Source organism: Glutamicibacter sp. JL.03c (assembly GCF_025854375.1).
Taxonomy (GTDB): domain Bacteria; phylum Actinomycetota; class Actinomycetes; order Actinomycetales; family Micrococcaceae; genus Glutamicibacter.
The window spans coordinates 2,902,103-2,921,353 of record NZ_CP107575.1; the positions used below are offsets into that span (position 1 = coordinate 2,902,103).

Annotated in this window: 20 protein-coding genes; 10 read left to right on the plus strand and 10 right to left on the minus strand. The window is 60.2% G+C overall.

Annotated features, from left to right (window positions below; genetic code table 11):
- The first annotated feature begins 57 nt into the window (after window positions 1-57).
- Genes OF385_RS13450 through OF385_RS13460 form a run of 3 tightly spaced genes read left to right on the plus strand, consistent with a single transcriptional unit; the run spans window position 58 to window position 2,920 of the window.
- Window positions 58-822 (plus strand): (Fe-S)-binding protein, encoded by a 765-nt coding sequence (locus OF385_RS13450; protein WP_264275814.1) that lies wholly within the window; start codon window positions 58-60, stop codon window positions 820-822.
- A gap of 17 nt (window positions 823-839) precedes the next feature.
- Complete coding sequence (locus OF385_RS13455) at window positions 840-2,291, plus strand: LutB/LldF family L-lactate oxidation iron-sulfur protein (RefSeq protein WP_413468160.1); 1,452 nt, start codon at window positions 840-842, stop codon at window positions 2,289-2,291.
- Window positions 2,288-2,920 (plus strand): LutC/YkgG family protein, encoded by a 633-nt coding sequence (locus OF385_RS13460; protein ID WP_264275816.1) that lies wholly within the window; start codon window positions 2,288-2,290, stop codon window positions 2,918-2,920. Before OF385_RS13455 ends, OF385_RS13460 begins: the two co-directional genes overlap by 4 nt.
- Window positions 2,921-2,997: 77 nt before the next feature.
- Here OF385_RS13460 and aztD read toward each other — a convergent pair whose 3' ends face one another.
- Genes aztD through aztB form a run of 4 tightly spaced genes read right to left on the minus strand, consistent with a single transcriptional unit; the run spans window position 2,998 to window position 7,217 of the window.
- Window positions 2,998-4,164 carry a zinc metallochaperone AztD gene (gene aztD / locus OF385_RS13465; RefSeq protein WP_264275817.1) on the minus strand — a complete coding sequence of 389 codons (1,167 nt, stop codon included), beginning with the start codon at window positions 4,162-4,164 and terminating at the stop codon, window positions 2,998-3,000.
- A gap of 19 nt (window positions 4,165-4,183) precedes the next feature.
- A complete protein-coding gene (locus OF385_RS13470; protein WP_264275818.1) occupies window positions 4,184-5,107 on the minus strand; it encodes a metal ABC transporter substrate-binding protein in 924 nt (307 codons plus the stop codon).
- Window positions 5,104-6,351 carry an ABC transporter gene (locus OF385_RS13475; protein WP_264275819.1) on the minus strand — a complete coding sequence of 416 codons (1,248 nt, stop codon included), beginning with the start codon at window positions 6,349-6,351 and terminating at the stop codon, window positions 5,104-5,106. The genes OF385_RS13470 and OF385_RS13475 overlap by 4 nt, the downstream gene beginning before the upstream one ends.
- Window positions 6,348-7,217, minus strand: coding sequence for a zinc ABC transporter permease AztB (gene aztB / locus OF385_RS13480; protein ID WP_319019126.1), 870 nt, complete (start codon window positions 7,215-7,217; stop codon window positions 6,348-6,350). Before aztB ends, OF385_RS13475 begins: the two co-directional genes overlap by 4 nt.
- A 53-nt stretch (window positions 7,218-7,270) precedes the next feature.
- Here aztB and OF385_RS13485 point away from each other — a divergent pair, with 53 nt between their 5' ends.
- On the plus strand, window positions 7,271-7,924 hold the full coding sequence (locus OF385_RS13485) for a metal ABC transporter ATP-binding protein (RefSeq protein WP_264275820.1): 654 nt from the start codon (window positions 7,271-7,273) through the stop codon (window positions 7,922-7,924).
- Window positions 7,925-8,050: 126 nt separating this feature from the next.
- Window positions 8,051-9,220 carry an MFS transporter gene (locus tag OF385_RS13490; RefSeq protein WP_264275821.1) on the plus strand — a complete coding sequence of 390 codons (1,170 nt, stop codon included), beginning with the start codon at window positions 8,051-8,053 and terminating at the stop codon, window positions 9,218-9,220.
- Between the two features lie 20 nt (window positions 9,221-9,240).
- Here OF385_RS13490 and OF385_RS13495 read toward each other — a convergent pair whose 3' ends face one another.
- Entirely contained in the window at window positions 9,241-9,894 is a 654-nt protein-coding gene (locus OF385_RS13495; protein WP_264275822.1) for a LysE family translocator, read from the minus strand.
- A gap of 159 nt (window positions 9,895-10,053) precedes the next feature.
- On the opposite strand from OF385_RS13495, the gene OF385_RS13500 reads away from it, so the two are divergent.
- Window positions 10,054-10,500 carry a DUF4190 domain-containing protein gene (locus tag OF385_RS13500; protein ID WP_264275823.1) on the plus strand — a complete coding sequence of 149 codons (447 nt, stop codon included), beginning with the start codon at window positions 10,054-10,056 and terminating at the stop codon, window positions 10,498-10,500.
- Between the two features lie 110 nt (window positions 10,501-10,610).
- Here the strand turns inward: OF385_RS13500 and OF385_RS13505 are convergent, their stop codons facing one another.
- The 5 genes from OF385_RS13505 to OF385_RS13525 form a co-directional block, all read right to left on the minus strand.
- Entirely contained in the window at window positions 10,611-11,159 is a 549-nt protein-coding gene (locus tag OF385_RS13505; RefSeq protein ID WP_022876150.1) for a YceI family protein, read from the minus strand.
- A 365-nt stretch (window positions 11,160-11,524) separates the two neighbouring features.
- A complete protein-coding gene (locus OF385_RS13510) occupies window positions 11,525-12,502 on the minus strand; it encodes a glycine betaine ABC transporter substrate-binding protein (RefSeq protein WP_264275824.1) in 978 nt (325 codons plus the stop codon).
- Entirely contained in the window at window positions 12,499-13,227 is a 729-nt protein-coding gene (locus OF385_RS13515) for an ABC transporter permease (protein ID WP_264275825.1), read from the minus strand. The genes OF385_RS13510 and OF385_RS13515 overlap by 4 nt, the downstream gene beginning before the upstream one ends.
- Complete coding sequence (locus OF385_RS13520) at window positions 13,224-14,426, minus strand: betaine/proline/choline family ABC transporter ATP-binding protein (protein WP_413468161.1); 1,203 nt, start codon at window positions 14,424-14,426, stop codon at window positions 13,224-13,226. The genes OF385_RS13515 and OF385_RS13520 overlap by 4 nt, the downstream gene beginning before the upstream one ends.
- A gap of 52 nt (window positions 14,427-14,478) precedes the next feature.
- Window positions 14,479-15,120: an ABC transporter permease gene (locus tag OF385_RS13525; protein WP_264275827.1), complete on the minus strand. Its 642-nt coding sequence runs from the start codon at window positions 15,118-15,120 to the stop codon at window positions 14,479-14,481.
- 216 nt (window positions 15,121-15,336) lie between these two features.
- Here OF385_RS13525 and OF385_RS13530 point away from each other — a divergent pair, with 216 nt between their 5' ends.
- The 4 genes from OF385_RS13530 (at window position 15,337) to OF385_RS13545 (ending at window position 19,162) form a co-directional block, all read left to right on the plus strand.
- Window positions 15,337-16,194 carry a fumarylacetoacetate hydrolase family protein gene (locus tag OF385_RS13530; RefSeq protein WP_264275828.1) on the plus strand — a complete coding sequence of 286 codons (858 nt, stop codon included), beginning with the start codon at window positions 15,337-15,339 and terminating at the stop codon, window positions 16,192-16,194.
- Between the two features lie 687 nt (window positions 16,195-16,881).
- Window positions 16,882-17,385, plus strand: coding sequence for a GTP-binding protein (locus OF385_RS16755; RefSeq protein WP_413468162.1), 504 nt, complete (start codon window positions 16,882-16,884; stop codon window positions 17,383-17,385).
- A 1-nt stretch (window position 17,386) separates the two neighbouring features.
- Complete coding sequence (gene ykgO, locus OF385_RS13540; protein ID WP_022876157.1) at window positions 17,387-17,509, plus strand: type B 50S ribosomal protein L36; 123 nt, start codon at window positions 17,387-17,389, stop codon at window positions 17,507-17,509.
- Between the two features lie 177 nt (window positions 17,510-17,686).
- Entirely contained in the window at window positions 17,687-19,162 is a 1,476-nt protein-coding gene (locus tag OF385_RS13545; RefSeq protein WP_264275830.1) for an alanine/glycine:cation symporter family protein, read from the plus strand.
- The last annotated feature ends 89 nt before the right edge of the window (window positions 19,163-19,251 follow it).

Below are 19,251 nucleotides of genomic sequence, written 5' to 3' on the forward strand. Positions count from 1 at the left end.
CTATTGCAAAATCTTTCGCATAGTATGGTCAGACCACACCTGAAAGTGCCTAATATTATGCGAATTGCTCTCTTTGCCACGTGCATAGTGGACGCCATGTATCCGGAAACGGCCAAGTCGACAGTCAAAATCCTGGAACGCCTGGGCCACGAAGTCATCTTCCCCAAGGCGCAAGCCTGCTGTGGGCAAATGCACATGAATTCGGGCTACATGCCTGAAGCCCTGCCCGTGGTTGAAAACCATGTCAGGGCCTTCGACACCGACGAGTACGACGTGGCCGTCGCCCCCTCGGGCTCGTGCGTCGCCTCGGTGAAGCACCAGCACCCCTACCTGGCGCAGCGCCTGGGCAAGCCGGAGCTGAAGGACCGCGCCAAAGCCGTCGGCGCTCGCACCTATGAGCTGAGCCAGCTGCTGGTGGATGTCCTGGGCATCACCAACGCTGCCGCGCAGCTGGGCAGCTACTTCCCCGAAACCATCACCTACCACCCGTCCTGCCATGGCATGCGCTCCTTGGGACTCGGCGACCGCCAGCTGGATCTGCTCAAGACCGTCGGCGGCATCACCGTCAACGAGCTGCCCGAAGCAGACCAGTGCTGCGGTTTCGGCGGAACCTTCTCGATCAAGAACGCGGACGTCTCCTCGGCCATGCTCGATGACAAGGTGAAGAACATCTGCTCCACCGGTGCCTCGGCCTGCTCCGGCGGCGATGCCTCCTGCCTGATGCACATCGGCGGCGGCCTCTCCCGCACCGGTGCCAAGCCCAAGACCCTGCACCTGGCCGACATCCTGGCCAGCACCATGGAAGAGACGGTGACACTGTGACCCAGGTATTCCTCGGCATGCCCGCTGGCGGACAGGGCAACCTGTTCGAAACCGAGCCATTCCCCAAGGCGGCGCACCGCGAACTGGGCAACACCCAGATGCGCAAGAACCTGCGCCATGCCACCCACACCATCCGCGACAAGCGGCTGAAGGTCGTGGGCGAGCTTCCCGACTGGGAAGCCCTGCGCGATGCGGGCAGCACCATCAAGAACAACTCCATGGCCACCCTCGAAGAACGCCTGCTCGAGTTCGAAAAGAATTTCACCGCGCGTGGCGGCGTGGTCCACTGGGCCCGCGACGCCGATGAAGCGAACAAGATCGTCACCGAACTGGTCAAGGCCACCGGCTCCCAGGAAGTGGTCAAGGTCAAGTCCATGGCCACCCAGGAAATCGGGCTCAACGAGCACTTGGAAGCCGAAGGCATCGACGCCTTCGAAACCGACCTTGCCGAACTGATCGTCCAGCTCGGGCACGATAAGCCAAGCCACATCCTGGTCCCGGCCATCCACAAGAACCGCACCGAAGTGCGCGACATTTTCCTGAGCCAAATGCCGGTGGTCGACCCGAACCTGACCGATGAGCCAGCCAAGCTGGCCGAGGCAGCCCGCGCCCACCTGCGCAAGAAGTTCCTCGCTGCCAAGGTCGCGATCTCCGGAGCCAACTTCGCGCTGGCCGATACCGGCACCCTGGGCGTCGTGGAATCCGAAGGCAACGGCCGCATGTGCCTGACCCTGCCCGAAACCCTGATCACCGTCATGGGCATCGAGAAGGTCCTGCCGCATTGGGAGGACGTCGAGGTCTTCATGCAGCTGCTGCCGCGCTCCTCCACCGGCGAGCGCATGAACCCGTACACCTCGCTGTGGACCGGGGTCACCGAGGACGACGGACCGCAGAACGTGCACATCGTGCTGCTGGATAACGGTCGCACCCGCGCACTGGCCGATCGCTTCGGCCGCAGCGCGCTGAACTGCATCCGCTGCTCGGCCTGCATGAACGTGTGCCCGGTCTACGAGCGCACCGGCGGCCACGCCTACGGCTCGACCTACCCGGGCCCGATCGGCGCGATCCTCTCCCCGCTGCTGACCGGCATCGAGGTCGAGGAAAACGGCTCCCTGCCCTACGCATCGTCACTGTGCGGCGCCTGCTACGAAGCCTGCCCGGTCAAGATCAACATCCCGGAAATCCTGGTGCACCTGCGCGGCGACGATGTGGATGCCAAGCGCGAGAAGCACAAGCTGCCGACCCAGATGGACCTGCTGATGAAGGGCGGGTCCTGGGCCTTGGGCAAGGGCAAGAATATTGGCCTTCTCGAAAAGGCGCTGCCATTGGGCCGGCTCGCCGCAGGCAAGGACAAGAAGATCAAGAAGCTGCCGGGCATCGCTGCCGGGTGGACCCAGAGCCGAGATATTCCAGCCCCGCCCAACAAGTCCTTCCGCGACTGGTGGAGCGACGAAAAGGAGTCCATGTGAGCGCGAAAGACGAAATCCTCTCGCGGATCCGTTCGGCCCTGGCCGACACCCCGGCCACCGAAGAGGTTCCCCGCGAATACCGCACCACCTCGGATATGAACGAAGAACAGCTGATCGAGCTGCTGGTGGATCGCCTGGTGGACTACAAGGCGGGGGTCGAGGTCATCGAGGCCGCGCAGATTCCCGAGTTCGTGGCCGCCAAGCTCAAGGACGCTGCCAGCGTCGTCTACCCGCAGGGCCTGGATACCGCATGGCTTTCGGCCTTGGGCCAGAACGTGGAACAGCGCGTTGATGCACCGGGCGCCCGCTTGAGCGTGGCCGAATTGGATGCCACCAGTGCGGTGGTCACCTCATCGGCGGTCTCCGTGGCCGAGTCGGGAACCATCATCCTCGATGGCCAGCCGGACCAGGGACGCCGCGCCATTTCGCTCGTTCCGGACCACCACCTCTGCATTGTTCCGATCTCCACAATCGTGCAGCTGCTGCCCGAAGCCATGCCGCGCCTGTCCATCACTCGCCCGCTGACCTGGATCTCCGGCCCCTCGGCCACCAGCGATATCGAGCTGGAACGCGTTGAAGGCGTCCACGGTCCACGAACCTTGGATGTGCTGATGGTGCGCGGGCTGTAAACCACGCATCAAGCATTGCGGCCGGTCCCCTCTCCAGAGCTGGAGAGGGGACCGGCCCCTTTTGCCTACTGCTGACGCTACTTGGTGGTCACCGCCATTTCGTTGGGCTCCGCATCCAGCTTCACGGTCGCGGTCTTCTCACCGGTGTCCAGGTCGATCGCGTACAGCGATTTCTTGGCTGGCTCGCTGACATAGGCGGTGTTGCCGTCAAGGCGCAGGGACGGGTGCGCCTCCTGCCATTGAGCTGGGCCTTCCCACGGGTCGATGGCTTCAAGGCTTCGGGTGATCTTCCCGGTGCTTGGGTCAATCACGTGGATCTTTCCGTCAGTACCCAGCAAGTAGCCAAGGTCCTGCGGACCACGAGCCACCCCGCGCCAGGTGTATTCCACGCCCTCAGGCAAGTCGACCACCTGGTAGCTCGGCTTGGCGGTGTCAATCAGGGTGATCTGGTGCAGCAGGCTGCCCTCCGCATCGGGATCATCCTTGTAGTCGCCGATCACCAGTTCACTGGTCGGCGAGACATAGGCGTTGCCCATGCGGCCGTAGGCATCCGGGGCGGTGAGCTTGGTGAATTTTCCATCCGCGAAGACCAGCGCCCCGTTTTCACAACCGAAGACCGCGCGGCCCTGTGCCGCGGTGCCCTCGCCGTGCACCCCTGGGCAGTCGGTGTTCTCGGCGACCTTCTGGTGCTTGCCATCCAGCAGCTGTACTCCGGAGCGCGAGTCGGCATCGCCAATGGTGGTCAGCACCGAGCCATCTTCCAGGGCCACGGATACCCCGTGGTGCGCCGGCGATTCAACGGTTTGCACCTCCGGCAATTTTCCATCGGCGCCAGCAAGCTCATCGGTGTCGAAGAGCGTGGTGGTTCCGCTGCCGTCGTCAAAGAGAGCCGTCTTGCCCGCATGCGCAACCACATGTCCGGCAGCCGAAGCGGCGAAGGTGGTCTGTGTGAGCTCCGGGGTCACGGCGTCCAGGACCTGGAACCCCTTGGACGTGGTGAGCATGAAGTTCTTCCCGTCACCGGCCGAGTTCAGGCGGGTGAACTCTTCGGTGTCGAAGCTCTTGAGCACTTCCAGGCTCTGCCCATCGAGGACGGAGACCCCGTTGGCGTAGGTCACTGCGACTCGGGTGGGCGTCGTGGCGCTGGAGTCGGCGGCGCTCTGCGCCGAGCAGCCGGTGGCCAGCAGGCCCAGGACAGCCAGCGCGGACCCGGCTTTGAGTGTGCGAGGTGATGTGATTTTCATGGTTCCTTTCTTGTTGCGCTTAGTTGCGCAGGGCTTGGGTGATTCGTTCGGTGTTTACTTGCATCATCTGCAGATAGCTGTCGGCGCCTTCGTCGGGAAGGGTCAGCGACTCTGAATACAGCTCTACGATCTGCACGTCGATGTTGGCTTCTTGGGCCAGTGCCCGGGCCAGCTTGTCGGGTTGGGCTGATTCGACGAAGATTGCCCGGACCTTCGAGCTGCGGATGGCCTCGGCCAGGGAAGCCAGATCCGCGGCGCTTGGCGAGGCCAACGTAGTTCCAGAAGGAATCACTGCCCCGATGGTTCGAAAACCGAAGCTGTCGGCGAGATATCCAAAGACATGGTGATTGGTGACCAAGGCACGGGAAGCTTCCGGAATCTGCTCGAATGATTCGCTCATCTGCTGTTGCAGCCCGGACAGCTCGCTTCGGTAGGCCAGGACATCAGCCTGCAGCTGTTCTTTGGAGACTCCGGGAACCTGCCCCAAGTCTTCTTCCAAGGCATCAACGACGTCGATCATGCGCGCAGGATCGGTCCAGAAGTGCGGGTCCTTGGAATCGCTGGATCCCGAAACGTTCAAGACCTTCACGTGGTCGGTTGCCACGAAGTGGTTGTCCCCGGCGGCGTCGACCGCTTCCAGCTGGCGTTGCAAGCCTTCTTCTAGATTCAGCCCGTTGGACACCACCAGATCTGCCTCGTTGAGTACGGCGGCCTGCTGGGCCGAGATCTCGAAGGAATGCGGATCAACATTGGCCGGCATGAGCGTATGAACCTCTGCTTGGTCGCCGGCAAGATTCTGCACAACGTCCGCGAGGATGTTGGTGGTGACCACGATGTTTGGCTTGTCGTCCTGTTGCGCGGTGCCGATGCAGCCGGTCAGGATCAGCGGCAGCACCGCCAATGCAGCCAGCGCCTTGCCGGCGTTCGTGGCGTAGCTTCTCAATTGCCCACCTGCGTCATCCAGATGGGATCGGTGCCGGGGCTGAGGGTTCGTGCGATGCGTGCCGAGTCGGCAAAGTCGATTTCATAGACGCGTTTTTCGGCTGGCGCATTGACATACGCGCGCTGCGCGTCAAGAACCAGATTCACGCTGTCCAAGGCCTGCGCATCCTGCAGGCTCTTCTTCAGCAGCGGCTCGGTGGTGCCGATGACTTTTCCGGATTCTGTCGAATACACCAGCACGCGACCCTGGGCATCGAGCGCCACCACGTGCCCCTTGGCGTCACCTACGGCGCTGACCTTGCGCAGTTCCTGATCGCTCATCACCTTGGTCATCGTCAGGTTCCGGGTATTGATAACCCAGGCACCCCGTTCCCCCGCCGCAGCGGCTACGACAGGGCGCGACTTGCGATGGCTGAGTTCTTTGATGCGCTGGTCAGCGCTCGTTCCCTTGGGATACTTCAGCAAGGAAAACTCCACGCCTCCTGCCTGCTTTTCGGACGCTACGACGATTCCCTGGTCGCAGGCGATAGCCAATCCGGCTGCCGTGTGGGTCGCGTCTGCGGGGTTTCCGCACTCGCTGTGGGCCCCCTCGACTCGATGCCCTTGCGCATCGAGGTACTGCACCTGGGCCGGCTGGGACGCGCTGGCGGGCTCGCTTTGGACGGCCCCGTCGCCTAGCGGGGCTATCAGTCCTTGATGGGCTGCTGCTTGCGTGGTGAATCGCTCGCTAATGCGGCCTTCGGCGAGTTCTGCATTATCGAGCAGGATTCCCTTGCCGGTTTCGGGAAAATACACGCCAGTACTTCCCGCAGTGGACAGGGGTCCGCCGATGGTTCGCGCCGGACCTTCTCCGGACACCAGGCCCACCTGCTGTGGTGTGCCACGGTAGTAATGGAAGTGGTCTGTGTGATTCCAGCTCCACATTCCGCTATCCAGTACTTCGACTCCGGAACCGGTATCAGCGAAAAGGTAGCGCCCGTCAGTCTCCAGGTTCACGACGTCGGGCAGCTGTGGCAAGTCGATCTCTTCGTCACTGAGCAGATCCAGCATGCCGGTCTTGCCTGATTCATCAATCGTGACCAGATGCAGCGGCGCTTCGGGCATTTCTTGCGCCCCTTCCACTGCCCCGTGGTCGGATGGTTCGGCAGTGGTTTGCTGACTTGTTGCCACCGGATTCGAGGCGCAGCCTGCCAGCAGGGCTCCGCCCACCAGCGCTGCGGTCAATCCATAGATTTTGGCCTTCATTTGGCACTTTCACGTTGTAGGGGTAATTCGTTTTCGGTTAATGCGTGGGGTTTCGGGCGGCGTGTGAGCACTCGGCGCATCAGCGCTGAGATTCCTGCAAGCCCGATAGCCAGACAGGAGATCGAGGGGCCGGCGGCCGTTTGGGCGTACCAGGAAATGAGCAGTCCCCCGGCGACACTGAGCACTCCGATGCATGCAGAGACCGCCATGATTGCGGGGATTCGGTTGACCCATGCTTTGGCTGCCACGACAGGTGCCAGCAGCATTCCGACCACAAGCAAGGTGCCCACCGATCGGAACGATGCGGTGATGGCCAAGGCGACTAGCGCCACCAGCATGATCTGCGCCAACCCAGGCCTGAGCCCCAGGGTCTGGGCGATGCGGGTGTCGAAGGCGCTGGCGACAAAGGCCCGATGGAATTTCGCCGCGATGGCCATGCTGAGCAGGAGCGCCGCGGCCAATAGCCATAGATCTGCAGTGGAGATGGCCAGTATGTCTCCGAAAAGCATGCTCGTGGCGTCGGTGGCAAAGCTGCGCGAATGGGAGACGATGATGATTCCCAAGGACAGCATGCCCACAAATACCAGGCCGATGCTGGTGTCGTAGGAGAGTTTTCCGCGACGCTGCATCGCCCCGAGCAGCCCGGTCATCACCACAGCACTGACACCGGCGCCGAGCATCACGGGCAGTCCCAGAACAGTGGCGATGGCTACGCCGGGCAGCATGCCGTGGCCGATGGCTTCCCCGAGGAATGCCATCCCCCGGATGACCACCCAGGTTCCGGCGACAGCACAGATCACGGCGACAAGGCAGCCGCCGATGAGGGCGCGCTCCATGAAGTCAGATGCGAAAGGATTGATGAACACATCGTACAGAGTAACCTTAAATGAGAATCATTATCAATTGATACACTGGAGCCATGACAAATCTTTCCCCCTTGGTCCGCGTTCACGAGGTGCACTTCTCCTACGGGCACGAGCAGGTCCTGCATGGCGTTTCCCTGTCAGTGAATCCCGGCGAGATTCTTGCCATCACCGGTGCCAACGGATCCGGGAAATCAACATTGCTGGAGCTGATCGCCGGGACCAATGTCCCTAGCCACGGCCACATCGAGCGCATCGTTCCGGTGGCCCTCGTTGTCCAGCGCCCCAACATTCCCGCCGGGTTGCCGCTCACTGTTGCGGATGTAGTCGCATTGGGCACTTGGCGAACCCGTGCTTCTCGCGCGCAGGTCAGGGAATCAATCACCGGGGCCCTCAGCCGGGTGGGACTTTCCGGATTCGAACGCCGCAATTTCGCCCAGCTGTCCGGAGGGCAACGGCAACGCACACTCATTGCCCAGGGACTGGTGCAGCAAACCCCTGTGTTGCTGCTTGATGAACCCCTGGCTGCTTTGGACGCTGGCAGCCGGGAAAAGATCCACGAAATCCTTCGCGCCGAAGCGAACCACGGCACCGCGGTGGTACTGGTGACCCATGACCAGGATTCCCAAGGATTAGCGGACCGGACCATCACCTTGCGTGACGGGCGCATTGCGCCTCACGTGATCTTGAGCGGCGCAATCGACCGATAGCCAAGAAGGCAGCCCATCCACACTCAGTGATGGCGCTCGTCGACGTTCATGTTCGCAGTGACCAAATTTTCGCGATACGTCTGCTTACATTGGTGGGTAAGCCGAAGCATTCCTTGAAGGACGGTCATGACCCAGCAGCCACCACCGGAACCGGTACATGCCGTTCCCGACTCAGCGCTGCGCTTCATTGGGTTCTTGTCGTTTTTCGACCGGTACGGCACCCCGCCGATGCTCCTGGCACTCTCGCTGGGTACCTCGTTGGATTTCGCCCAGGCAGTGCAGCTCATTGCCGCATACTCGTTGTTCTACGCCATCGGGCAGCCGCTGTGGGGACTGGTCAGCGATCGCTTTGGCCGCCTGCTTGTCCTTCGCTCGGCGCTGGTCGGCGCCGGCATTGGCGCGCTGGCGAGCATCTTGTTCAGCGATTATGTGCCATTGCTTGTCGCACGCTGTTTTACCGGACTGATGTTCGGCGCTCTGTATCCCACCCTGCTGACCTTGCTCGGCGACACCCGCCAAGGCGTGGAACGTGCTCGCGGCCTCTCCGACCTTCAGATCTATTCGTCACTGGGGACCACGTTGGCAACGGTTTCCGCCGGAGCGCTGGCGACCTACCTTGATTGGCGGCTGGTGTTTGCACTGCCTGCCGCAGGATGCGCGGCCGCACTGTATTCATTGCGGCGAGTGCGCGAGCCACAGCATTCACGCACGGGGTTCAGCTTGATCGCGGCCTTGCGCCCGATGAATCTGGCCCTGTACGCCATTGTGTTCTTGGAGGGTGCGCTGCTCATGGGGTTGCTGACCTACATCGTTCCAGCCTTGCAGCACACCGGCGTATCCGTTGGATTTGCGGGCATCTTGGGGTGCGGGTTTGCCGTTGGCGTGATCCTTGGCGCGCGGCTGATGCGGCGCTTGGTGGCCCGCTTCTCTAGAACCTGGCTGATCAGCTGCGGAGGACTCGTGCTGTGCGGAGCTTTCCTGCCCTCGGCATTCTGGCCCTCGGCATTGTCCTACACGGCCACAGCGCTGCTTTTGGGTGCCACGAACGCCATCATGCATTCGTCGATGCAAGGCTGGGCCACCGATATCGCGCCCGATGCCCGGGCAACGACGGTGTCATTCTTCGTGTTTTCACTATTTGCCGGCGCTTCGGTGGCAACTTATCTCAGCGCAGCCATGGCCGAAGAAGGGCACTACGCGCAGATCTTCGGTTACGGCCTTGGCTTGAGCTTGGTGCTGGTAGTCGTTGCCGCTGGAACCCATGCGCTGTGGCGCAAAAGCACCTCGGCAAACTAGGAATCAAGCACCCTAGCTGGTTACTTGAACGCGCTGATGATCACGCCTACCCCCATCAGGAATAACGCGGCACAGGCAGTCCATTCCAGGCGCAACGCGATTTCCGGGCGCTTGAACCAGTGCATTGCCTTTGCCGCTGCCGTGCTCAAGATCAGCATGTACAGGAATCCAACGGACGCGAAGATGGCACCCAGACCCATGCCCCAGAGGAAGGTATTCGAATCCTTGGGGATGAAGCTTGGCACCATGGCCAGGAACAACAGGCCCAGCTTGGGATTCAACGCGGCCGAAAGCATGCCGGAGGTAAAGGTCTGGCCCAGCGAGTGATCGGCCTGGCGCGGCCCCTCGCGGGTTTCGGTCCGGGCGATGGCACTGTCCGCTTTCGCGACAGCCCGGGATTTCAAGAATCCCGTCAGGCCGAGATAAACGAGATACAGCCCACCAAGTATCGCGATGATGGTCTCGACTTTGGGATACCGCTGAATCACCGAGGCGGCTCCCGCTCCGGCCAATGTCGCCCAGGCGAAAATGGCTACCATCATGCCGAGCGCTGCGACGATTCCGTGCATTTGCCGTACCAGCGAATATCGCAGCACGAGGAAGGTGTCTGGTCCCGGTGAAAGTGTCACCATGACGCACACGCCGAGATACGCGCAGAAGGAAGCCCAAGTCATAATGCACCAGTTTAGAAATGCCATGGCCCGCCGGACCAAAAAGGTGACGAGATCATGTCTGTGTTCCAGTCGTACTGCCACACTTTTTGCTGGTTCTTACCAGAATTGGCCTAAAAGTTGATTTAATAGGTTCACCAACGAGTTTGAAAGCAGGCGGCAATGTCTACTCCGAATGGCGAACCGCAGAATCCATATACCGCGGGGCAGCCAAATCAGGGCCAGAACCAGCAGTTCGGGCAGTACCGGCAATACCAGCAGCCGCAATACCAGCAGCCGCAGTATCAGCATTCCACGTATCAGCAGGGCTATCCCGGCTACGCGACACAGGCCCAGTTCGAGGGAAGCCAGCTAGCGCAGACGTCCATGGTGTTGGGCATCTTGTCGATTTTTATCTTGAATATCATTTTGGGGCCTATTGCGATCGCCAAGGCCAACCGTGCTGAGCGCGTGTTCAATACGCCTGCGACGGCAGGCAAGGTGACCGGATGGATCGGCACCATCATTGGCCTATTCTGGGTCCTCGGATTCGTAGGCATGTTTTTGGTGGCAATCTTCGCCCCAGAAATGTCATACGACTCCTATGAAACCTACGACAACGGTTTCTAGGGTCTACCAGAACTCGATTAACGGCAAAGCCTCCGAACCTCAATGGTTCGGAGGCTTTGCCGGTATCGGCCCTCATACCGTCAACCCCATGACGGTGCTCGGGAAGTTATCTAGGCTGCGGCAGGCAGTACGAAGGAAGCGTCGAGCTCGATCTTGACCTTGTCGCTGACCAGAACGCCACCGGCTTCCAGTGCCGCGTTCCAGGTGATGCCGAATTCCTTGCGGGAGATAGTGGTCGATGCGAAGAAGCCTGCGCGGGTGGCGCCGAAAGCGTCAACAGCCTGGCCGCCAACCTCAACTTCGAATTCAACTTCCTTGGATACGCCGCGGATGGTCAGGTCGCCGACGAGGATGAACTCGTCTGCGCCGCCCTTGACGCCGGTCGACTTGAAGGTCATGGTTGGGAACTGCTCGGCGTCGAAGAAGTCAGCGCTCTTCAGGTGGCCATCGCGGTTCTCGTCCTTGGTGTTGACTGAGTTGATCTGGACGGTTGCTTCGACGCTGGAGGTTTCCAGGGTTTCGCCGATGTTCAGGGTTGCATCGAATTCCGTGAAGCTACCGCGTACCTTGGAGATGCCAGCATGGCGGACGGAGAAGCCAACCTCGGAGTGCGATGCGTCGAGGTTCCAGGTACCAGCGGTCAATGCAGTTGCAGCCATGTCTAAATCCTTTCGTCACGCCAACAGGTAGTTGACGTTTCAATTTGTTTCCTTGATACCAGTATGCACCGATTAAGTTGAAGCGTCAACAAGTTTTCTCAAGAAAATCCCGCTCCCAGTGAAGTACACACGCAGTTTCTGCTATTGACCTGTACTTTTATCGCGCGAAAAACTTTTCAACTTCTGCGAAATCCCCTGCCCAAACTCGGAAAGCTCGCGCTCAAGGCTTCCGCTGCGCTTCATTCTGCGCTCTATGCTGGCCCGGGGGAACCAACCTCGAATGAATGTCCAACGACAAAGGCTGAACCCCGACTTCGAAGAAGTCGGGGTTCAGCCTTTGAACTCATTGGACCCTGCTCGCTAGATCAAGGCTTGGAAACCAGGCCTTGATCAACCATCCACTCAAAGGCGACATCGGCTGGCTCGCGGCCAACGACATCCACCTGGTAGTTCAGTTCCATCAAGACCTCATCGGTCAGCAATGGAGCAATCTTGGCCATGATGTCCTTGACCTCCGGATGCTCCTTCAAGAACTCCCCGTTGAACGCTGGGGCCGCGTTGTAGCTAGGGAAATACTTCCTGTCGTCTTCCAGAACCGTCAGATTCAACGCCTTGATGCGGCCATCGGTAGTGAAGACCTCACCGAAATTGCACGCGCCATCGGCGGTCGCCTGGTAGATCGCACCGACGTCATACAGGCCGATGTTGCTCTCGGGCACTTCCGCGCCACGGTCAATGCCGTAGTGCTCCAGCATCGGGGTCAGTCCATCACGACGCGAATTGAATTCCGGGTCGACGCAGAACGTCAGATCCTTGGGATCAACATTCTTCAACTCCGAAAGCTTGGTCACTCCCAGGCGCTGAGCGGTCTCTTCATTCATGGCCATCGCGTAGGTGTTATTCAAGGGCGCCGGCTTGCCCCAGTCAATGCCGTTAGGAATGTCGTCCTTCTTCACCGCTTCCCATTGGGCCTGTTCGCCGTCGACCGGTTCTTCATGGCCAAGATAGGTCAGCCACGCGGTACCCGTGTATTCCCACAGCAAACTCGCGTCGCCTGAGAGCAACAGCTGTCTCGCCGGCTGGGATCCTGGCACGTTGGTCAGGTCCGTGACGTCGAAGCCTGCGGCCTCCAGAGCAATCACGGTGATCTTGCCCAAGAGCAGCTGCTCGGTGAAGGACTTGGACGTGACCGTCACTTCCGCCTTTTCCGAATTCCCTTCCACGGGCTGGATCTTTCCCGGCCCCACCGGCGGGACAGTGCCGGTGGATGGGCTCAAGCCGCAACCGGTCAATCCGATGACCGCGGCGAGGGATGCCAAGGACAGTTTCATCGCATTATTCATGACAGTCCCTTCGGCCGTGCGACCTGTTCGACAACGCGCCCCAACCAGTCAATGGTCAAGGCCAGCAACGCGACCAGCAGAGAACCGGTAATCAGCACGACGTTGAGGTTGAGGTTCACCCCGGTGGTAATCAGGATTCCCAGTCCACCGCCGTTGATGAAGGTTGCCAGGGTGGCGGTACCTACCAGGAGCACCAGCGCGGTGCGGATGCCCGAGAGCATCACGGGGACCGCCAACGGCAGTTCCACTTTGAAGAGCACGGCCATCAGGCTCATGCCGATGCCCCGCCCTGCTTCGACGATGCGCTGGTCAACCTGCTGCAAGCCCACGATGGTATTGGAGAGCACCGGCAGTATGGCATAGATGACCAACGAGACAATCGCGGTTTTCGCGCCGAAGCCCAGCCAGAAGGCCAGCAGCACAACAACGCCGATGGCCGGCGCGGCCTGCCCGAAGTTGGCAATGGCACGCACCGCTGGTGCCGCGCGACGCAGGCTCGGACGGGTCAGCAAGATCCCCAACGGGATCGCGATGAGCAATACGATCACCGTGGAAATCACGGTGAGCTTCAGGTGTTCCAGGGTGTAGCCCCAGATCGTGGCCGGGTCCAGTGTCTGGCGCTCGGTCTCGGTCAGGTCTGCGTTCAGCAGCCACACCATGAGCACCGCGAAGGCCGCTAGGATGGCAACGATCTGCCAGATGAGAGATCGTCTTTCTGTGCTCATACGGGTTCACCATCCTGCTTGGTGGCCTCGCGCTCAATGTCCACGACATTGATCGCTCCCGAGTTCAAACCTACCGGCGCCGAGTGGTCCCCGTCCTGGGCGCTATTGGCGGCTGCGATGGCTTCCATAACCGTCTGGACGGTAATGGTGCCCAGCAGCACGTCGCGCCGGCCGGTCACCAAGGCAGATTCGGAGCTGGCGACAAGCATCGTATCCAGCGCATCGTTCAGCGTCGCTTGTTCGCCGACAACCGGCATGTTCTGGTCGTAGGTGCCATCGATGATTTCCGCTCGAGATAGCTGCCTGCGATCCAGACGGCGCAGCGGGCGACCGCGCGAGTCCAGGACCACCGCGTACTTGCGGCCTGCTCCCTGCACCTGCGAGAGCACATCGGAAGCGCGCTTTCCCGGAGTCGTGGTGATGGCTTCTTCGAGATCCACCTCGTTGACTCGGGTCAGGGTCAGCTGCTTCAAGCCGGCACCGGAACCGATGAAGTTCTCGACGAACTCGCTGGCCGGGTTGGCCAAAATGCGTTCGGGCGAATCGTATTGTTCCAGCTGGGCGCCCTCGTTGAAGATCGCGATCCAGTCCCCCAGCTTCACCGCTTCATCGAAGTCGTGGGTCACACAGACAATGGTCTTCTGCACCTCGGACTGGATGTTCAGCAGCTCGTCCTGCAAGCGCTGGCGGGTGATCGGGTCGACTGCGCCGAAAGGCTCATCCATCAGCAGCACCGGTGGATCGGCCGCCAATGCGCGGGCCACGCCGACACGCTGCTGCTGGCCGCCGGAGAGCTCCTTCGGGAAGCGATCGCGGTACAGTTCCGGATCAAGCGAGACGAGCTCAAGCAGTTCATCGACGCGGGCCGCGATCTTTTCCTTGGACCATCCCAGCATCTTGGGGACCATCGCGATATTGGTCGCCACCGTCATGTGCGGGAAGAGCCCGCCAGCCTGGATGACGTAGCCAATGCGTCGACGCAGTTCGTCGCCGTTCATCCCGGTGACGTCTTCTCCGTTGATCACGATTTTTCCGCCGGTGGGCTCGATCAGTCGGTTGATCATCTTCAAGGTTGTCGTCTTGCCGCAACCCGATGGGCCAACGAACATCACGATGGATCCAGCTGGAATTTCCAAGGTGAGGCCGCCGACGGCGGATTTCTTCTGCCCGGGGTAGGTCTTGGTGACTTCTTCGAGCATGATTGAGGCGCCCGTGACATCCTGGGCGGTCAAAGTTTCGGAGTTCTTATTTTCAGACACGGATACCTCGCGGGGTAGTCAGTCGGCCGATGCCGAGCAGAATCAAGTCAAGAATGAGCGCTAGGATCACGACGCCGATGACGCCGGTGACGACAGATTCCAGGGAGTTGGCTCCGCCAAGGCGGGAGAGGCCCTGGAAGATGAAGCCGCCGAGGCCTGGGCCCAGCGCATAGGAAACCACAGCGGCGACACCCATGACCATCTGGGCCGAGACGCGCACGCCGGTGAGGATGACGGGCCAAGCGATGGGCAGTTCGACGGAGATGAGCGTTTTCAGCCGGCTCATGCCAATGCCCTTGGCGGACTCGACAATGGACGGTTCGATATTGTTCAATCCCACAATGGCGTTGCGCAGAATCGGCAGCGCGGCAAAGAAGGTCACCACGATTACCGCCGGCAATACACCGAAGCCGAAGGGAACAATCAGCAAGCCAATCAGGGCGAAGGACGGGATAGTCAGGCCGATCGCGCTCACAGAGTTGGCGATGCCGGAAAGGGACTTATTGCGGTACACCAAAACGGCAATAAGCACGGAAATGATCGTTGCCAGGATCAGGCACTGAGCGACAAGCGAAAAGTGCTGCCACGAGGCGAAGAAAATATGGCGATATCGCTCGCCAATATAGTCACCCACATTAAAACCTACTTCACATTAGTTACGTATCCAGAGCTATCTCGAGGCAGTAAAACTGCCTTGTTCTTCCTTCGACCTTACCGCTGGTAACGTGGGTCACCAAGATTCGGGGGCCTGCATTCAGGTTCTTCGCACCCGGTGATGCCGGTGGCCAGAATCCCCACGGGCAACTGCAACATGGTGTGATTTCGGGGTGAAATGTAGTGAGATAGAGGCATGAAACTTGCTACGATCCGCCTCGCCAGCGAACCCGGCCACACCACGGCAGCCGTCATCGAAGATGGCAGGGTCTTCTATCTGGACAACCTCGACACCGTCCAGCGCTTTCTGCGCCTTGATCAGGAAACCCAGCAGGAGGTCATCGCTCGGGCCTTGGTGGGCGAGTCGATTGCAGAAGGCGAAGCGGACTACGCTCCGTTGATTCCGAATCCGTCGAAAATCTACTGCATCGGCCTGAACTACAAGTCCCATGCAGCGGAAGTCGGCGAAGAGCTGCCCAAGTACCCCACTGTCTTCGCGAAATTCGCTTCGTCGCTGTGTGGCGCCAATGACGCGGTTGAGATTCCTGTCGAGGATCATCGGGTTGATTACGAGGCTGAATTGGCCATCATCATCGGCACGTCGGGACGTCGCATCAGCGAGGAAGATGCCTCGGCTCATATTGCTGGTTATGCCGTTTCAAGCGACGTGTCCATGCGCGGGTACCAGGGACGCACCCAGGAGTGGCTGCAGGGAAAGATTTGGGATCACTCCACCCCCCTAGGTCCATGGCTGGTGACGCCGGACGAGCTGGATCCGGCCGCTAAAATCACCAGTGCGGTCAACGGCACGGTGGTCCAGGAGGGCCAGATCGATGACTTGATCTTCTCCGCACCTGAATTGGTTTCCTATCTATCAACTTTTAATGAGTTGCAGCCTGGCGACGTGATCCTCACAGGAACTCCCGCAGGTGTCGCATTGGGCCGCCGAGACGAAAACGGTCGGCATCCTTGGCTCAAGCACGGTGATGTGCTGGAGACCCGGGTCGAAGGTCTTGGCGTTGCCCGGACAACATTCCACGCGCCGCAGGATTAGCCGACATTTCGCAACGGGCTCACCAGTTCATCCACTGCTGGTGAGCCTGTTGCTTTTCGCATGCCTCTTCGCATCGTTTGTTATTGAGAATGATTCTCATATAGGCTAGCTGGTGTGAAAGTTATCGTTCTCTCTTCCCTCGATAGTTCCTGCCGCGACGCCGGCCTCAAGCATCTAAATAGCCACCAGCCGGATGCCGTGGTCATTGCCTACGATTTCATTGAAGGGAATCGTTTGGTGCGCACCGTTTCGGGGAATGCTCCCGCAGAATACGGCGAGGCAGTCCTTGAACATCCATGCATCGGCTGCGCGGTGAAATACGAGATCTTCCCTGCCATCCAACGACTGGCGCCGCGCCGGCCAGGCGCAACCTTGCTCCTCGGACTGCCAGCCACATGGCACAGCGGATCCGTGCTGGAGTCCCTTGCCGGGAAACTGGCGGCCGAGGAAATCAGCGTCGGCAGTATCGTCCTGTCCTTTGATCCCACCGAACTCGAGGACCAGATGTGGGACCGGCATAACCTTTGGGAATCGGGTTTCAGTTCCATGGAACGGGATCAGCGAACCGCAGGAGAGTACTTCTTTACCGAACTCATGCAGGCTGACACCCTGATTCCCGTCGAAGGGATGCAAACCCAGCTCCTTGACCCGCAAGACAGCCCTCGTCGAGACGGGGGCAAGGACTTCATGGCCGGGATAGCTTTGGCCCAGCATCTCGCCCCGCATGCCGCACTGTGCCACCACGGCAACGAGCTCGGGTCCTTCAACTACGAGGACGTCCGGCAGCGAACCAGAGCCGGGCACATCCCGGCACTCCCCCGGCATGCACCCTCGGACAAGGCGCCGATCCATTTGTATGCTGAACGCCCCTTGCACCCGCAACGATTCCGCGAAGCCCTCTCCGAGCTTGCCGTATCGTGCACATGCCTGCGCGGACGACTGTGGGTAGCCAGCGCCCTCAGCGAGCGGGTGGCCATCGGCGGCGCCGGCCCACGTATTTGGATGGAAAACACCGGTTCCTGGTCAACGGAAATCGCCGCCTCCGAACTACTGCTCTACGGTTCGGAGCATGAAGCCGAAGAGGTCTCCAAGGTGTTCAAGGACTGCCAAGTCACCGAAACCGAACTTCAAGAACTGCTCACGGCCACGTCAACTCCAGCAAATAACTCTGATCACCGAGGAGGTGAATGAAATGAAGGTTCGCAATTCCCTGCGTGCCCTGAAAAACGCGCCAGGGTCCCAGGTAGTCCGGCGTCGCGGACGCGTCTATGTCATCAACAAGAAGAATCCCCGCCTCAAAGCCCGCCAGGGATAGCGGATTGTCCTGCCGGCGTCATCCCGTAACAAGCCGGCGGGACAAGCCGTCTGACGCGTGAATCACGCCACCCACCTGCACTTTCAGTGACATGGGTCGCATGGTGTCTTAGGATGTGAGCTATGAAAGCTTCGGCTTTTATGTCATCACTCACTCGCGCAAAGGAATTTTGGACTTATGGAAGCGCTGGGAACACTCTTCGGAGACATCTCCTCATTCATTTGGGGACCCTTTTGCCTCATCCCACTCTTGTTGGGCACCGGCCTGTACCTGACCATCCGGCTCGGCGGGCTGCAATTCGTTAGACTTGTTGCTTCCCTTCGTCTTGGTCTGCTCAAGCGCAAGGACGACGGTGCCGAAGGCGATGTCTCCCAATTCCAGGCGCTGACCACCGCATTGGCAGCTACCGTGGGTACTGGCAACATCGTTGGTGTCGCTACTGCCATCGGCATCGGCGGCCCGGGCGCACTGTTCTGGATGTGGGTCACCGGCCTGCTGGGCATGGCCTCAAAGTATTCGGAGGCCTTCCTCGGTGTCCGCTATCGCGGCACCGACGCTGCCGGTGAAAAATCCGGCGGCCCGCAGTACTATCTGCAACGAGGTATCCGCGGACCACTGGGCAAGTTCCTCGCCCTGTTCTTCGCTATCGCAGCTACCCTGGCCAGCTTCGGCATCGGCAACATGACCCAGGGCAACTCCATTGCAGCCAACTTGGATAACTCCTTCGGCGTCACTCCATGGGTTACCGGCGTCATCCTGACCGTCCTGTCACTGGCCGTACTTGTCGGCGGCATCAAGTCCATCGGCAAGGTGACCGCCGGTTTCGTTCCGGTCATGATTGTTTTCTACGTCGCCGCATCGATCTACATCCTGGTCTCCAACGTTGGCGGCATCCCGGCGGCCTTCGGCGAGATCTTCAGCGATGCCTTCACCGGCACCTCCGCAGTGGGCGGCTTCACCGGTTCAGCCATCATCATCGCCGTCCAGTACGGCGTGGCTCGCGGCATCTTCTCCAACGAGTCCGGCATGGGCTCGGCAGCTATCGCAGCAGCCGCGGCTCAGACCACCCACCCAGTCCGCCAGGGCCTGGTCTCGATGACCCAGACCTTCATCGACACCATCATCGTGGTCACCTGCACCGGCTTGGTCATCATCACCACCGGAACCTGGAACAAAATTGATGAAGCTACCGGCGAGCAGGTTTCCGCTGCCCTGATGACCGGAGAGGCCTTCACCCATGGCTTGCCTGGACAGTGGGGCCACTGGATTGTCACCCTCGGTTTGGTGATGTTCGCCTTCTCAACCATTCTGGGCTGGTGCTACTACGGCGAGCGCAACATCGAGCGCCTGATAGGACGCAAGGCTGTCATGCCATTCCGCGTGCTGTTCTCGCTGATCGTTTACGTAGGCTGCACCACCGAGCTGACCGCAGTATGGAACTTCTCCGACATGATGAACGGCCTGATGGCACTGCCGAACTTGGTTGGCTTGCTGATCATGTCCGGTTTGATCGCTCGCGAAACCCGCTGGTACCTGAAGAACGACCCGAAGCTGGAAGCCGGCAAGGCCCAGATCGAGGACTTCATGAAGGACCGCGATGGCTGGAGCCAGTGGAAGTCCGGCGACGTAATTGGATCCTCCCGCCAGCGCTAGAGTTTTAGCAGACTAGCAAAAAAGCTCATCCCGGCAGCTCCCTGATTCAGGGGCTCGCCGGGATGAACTTTTGTTGTAGCTGCTAGGAA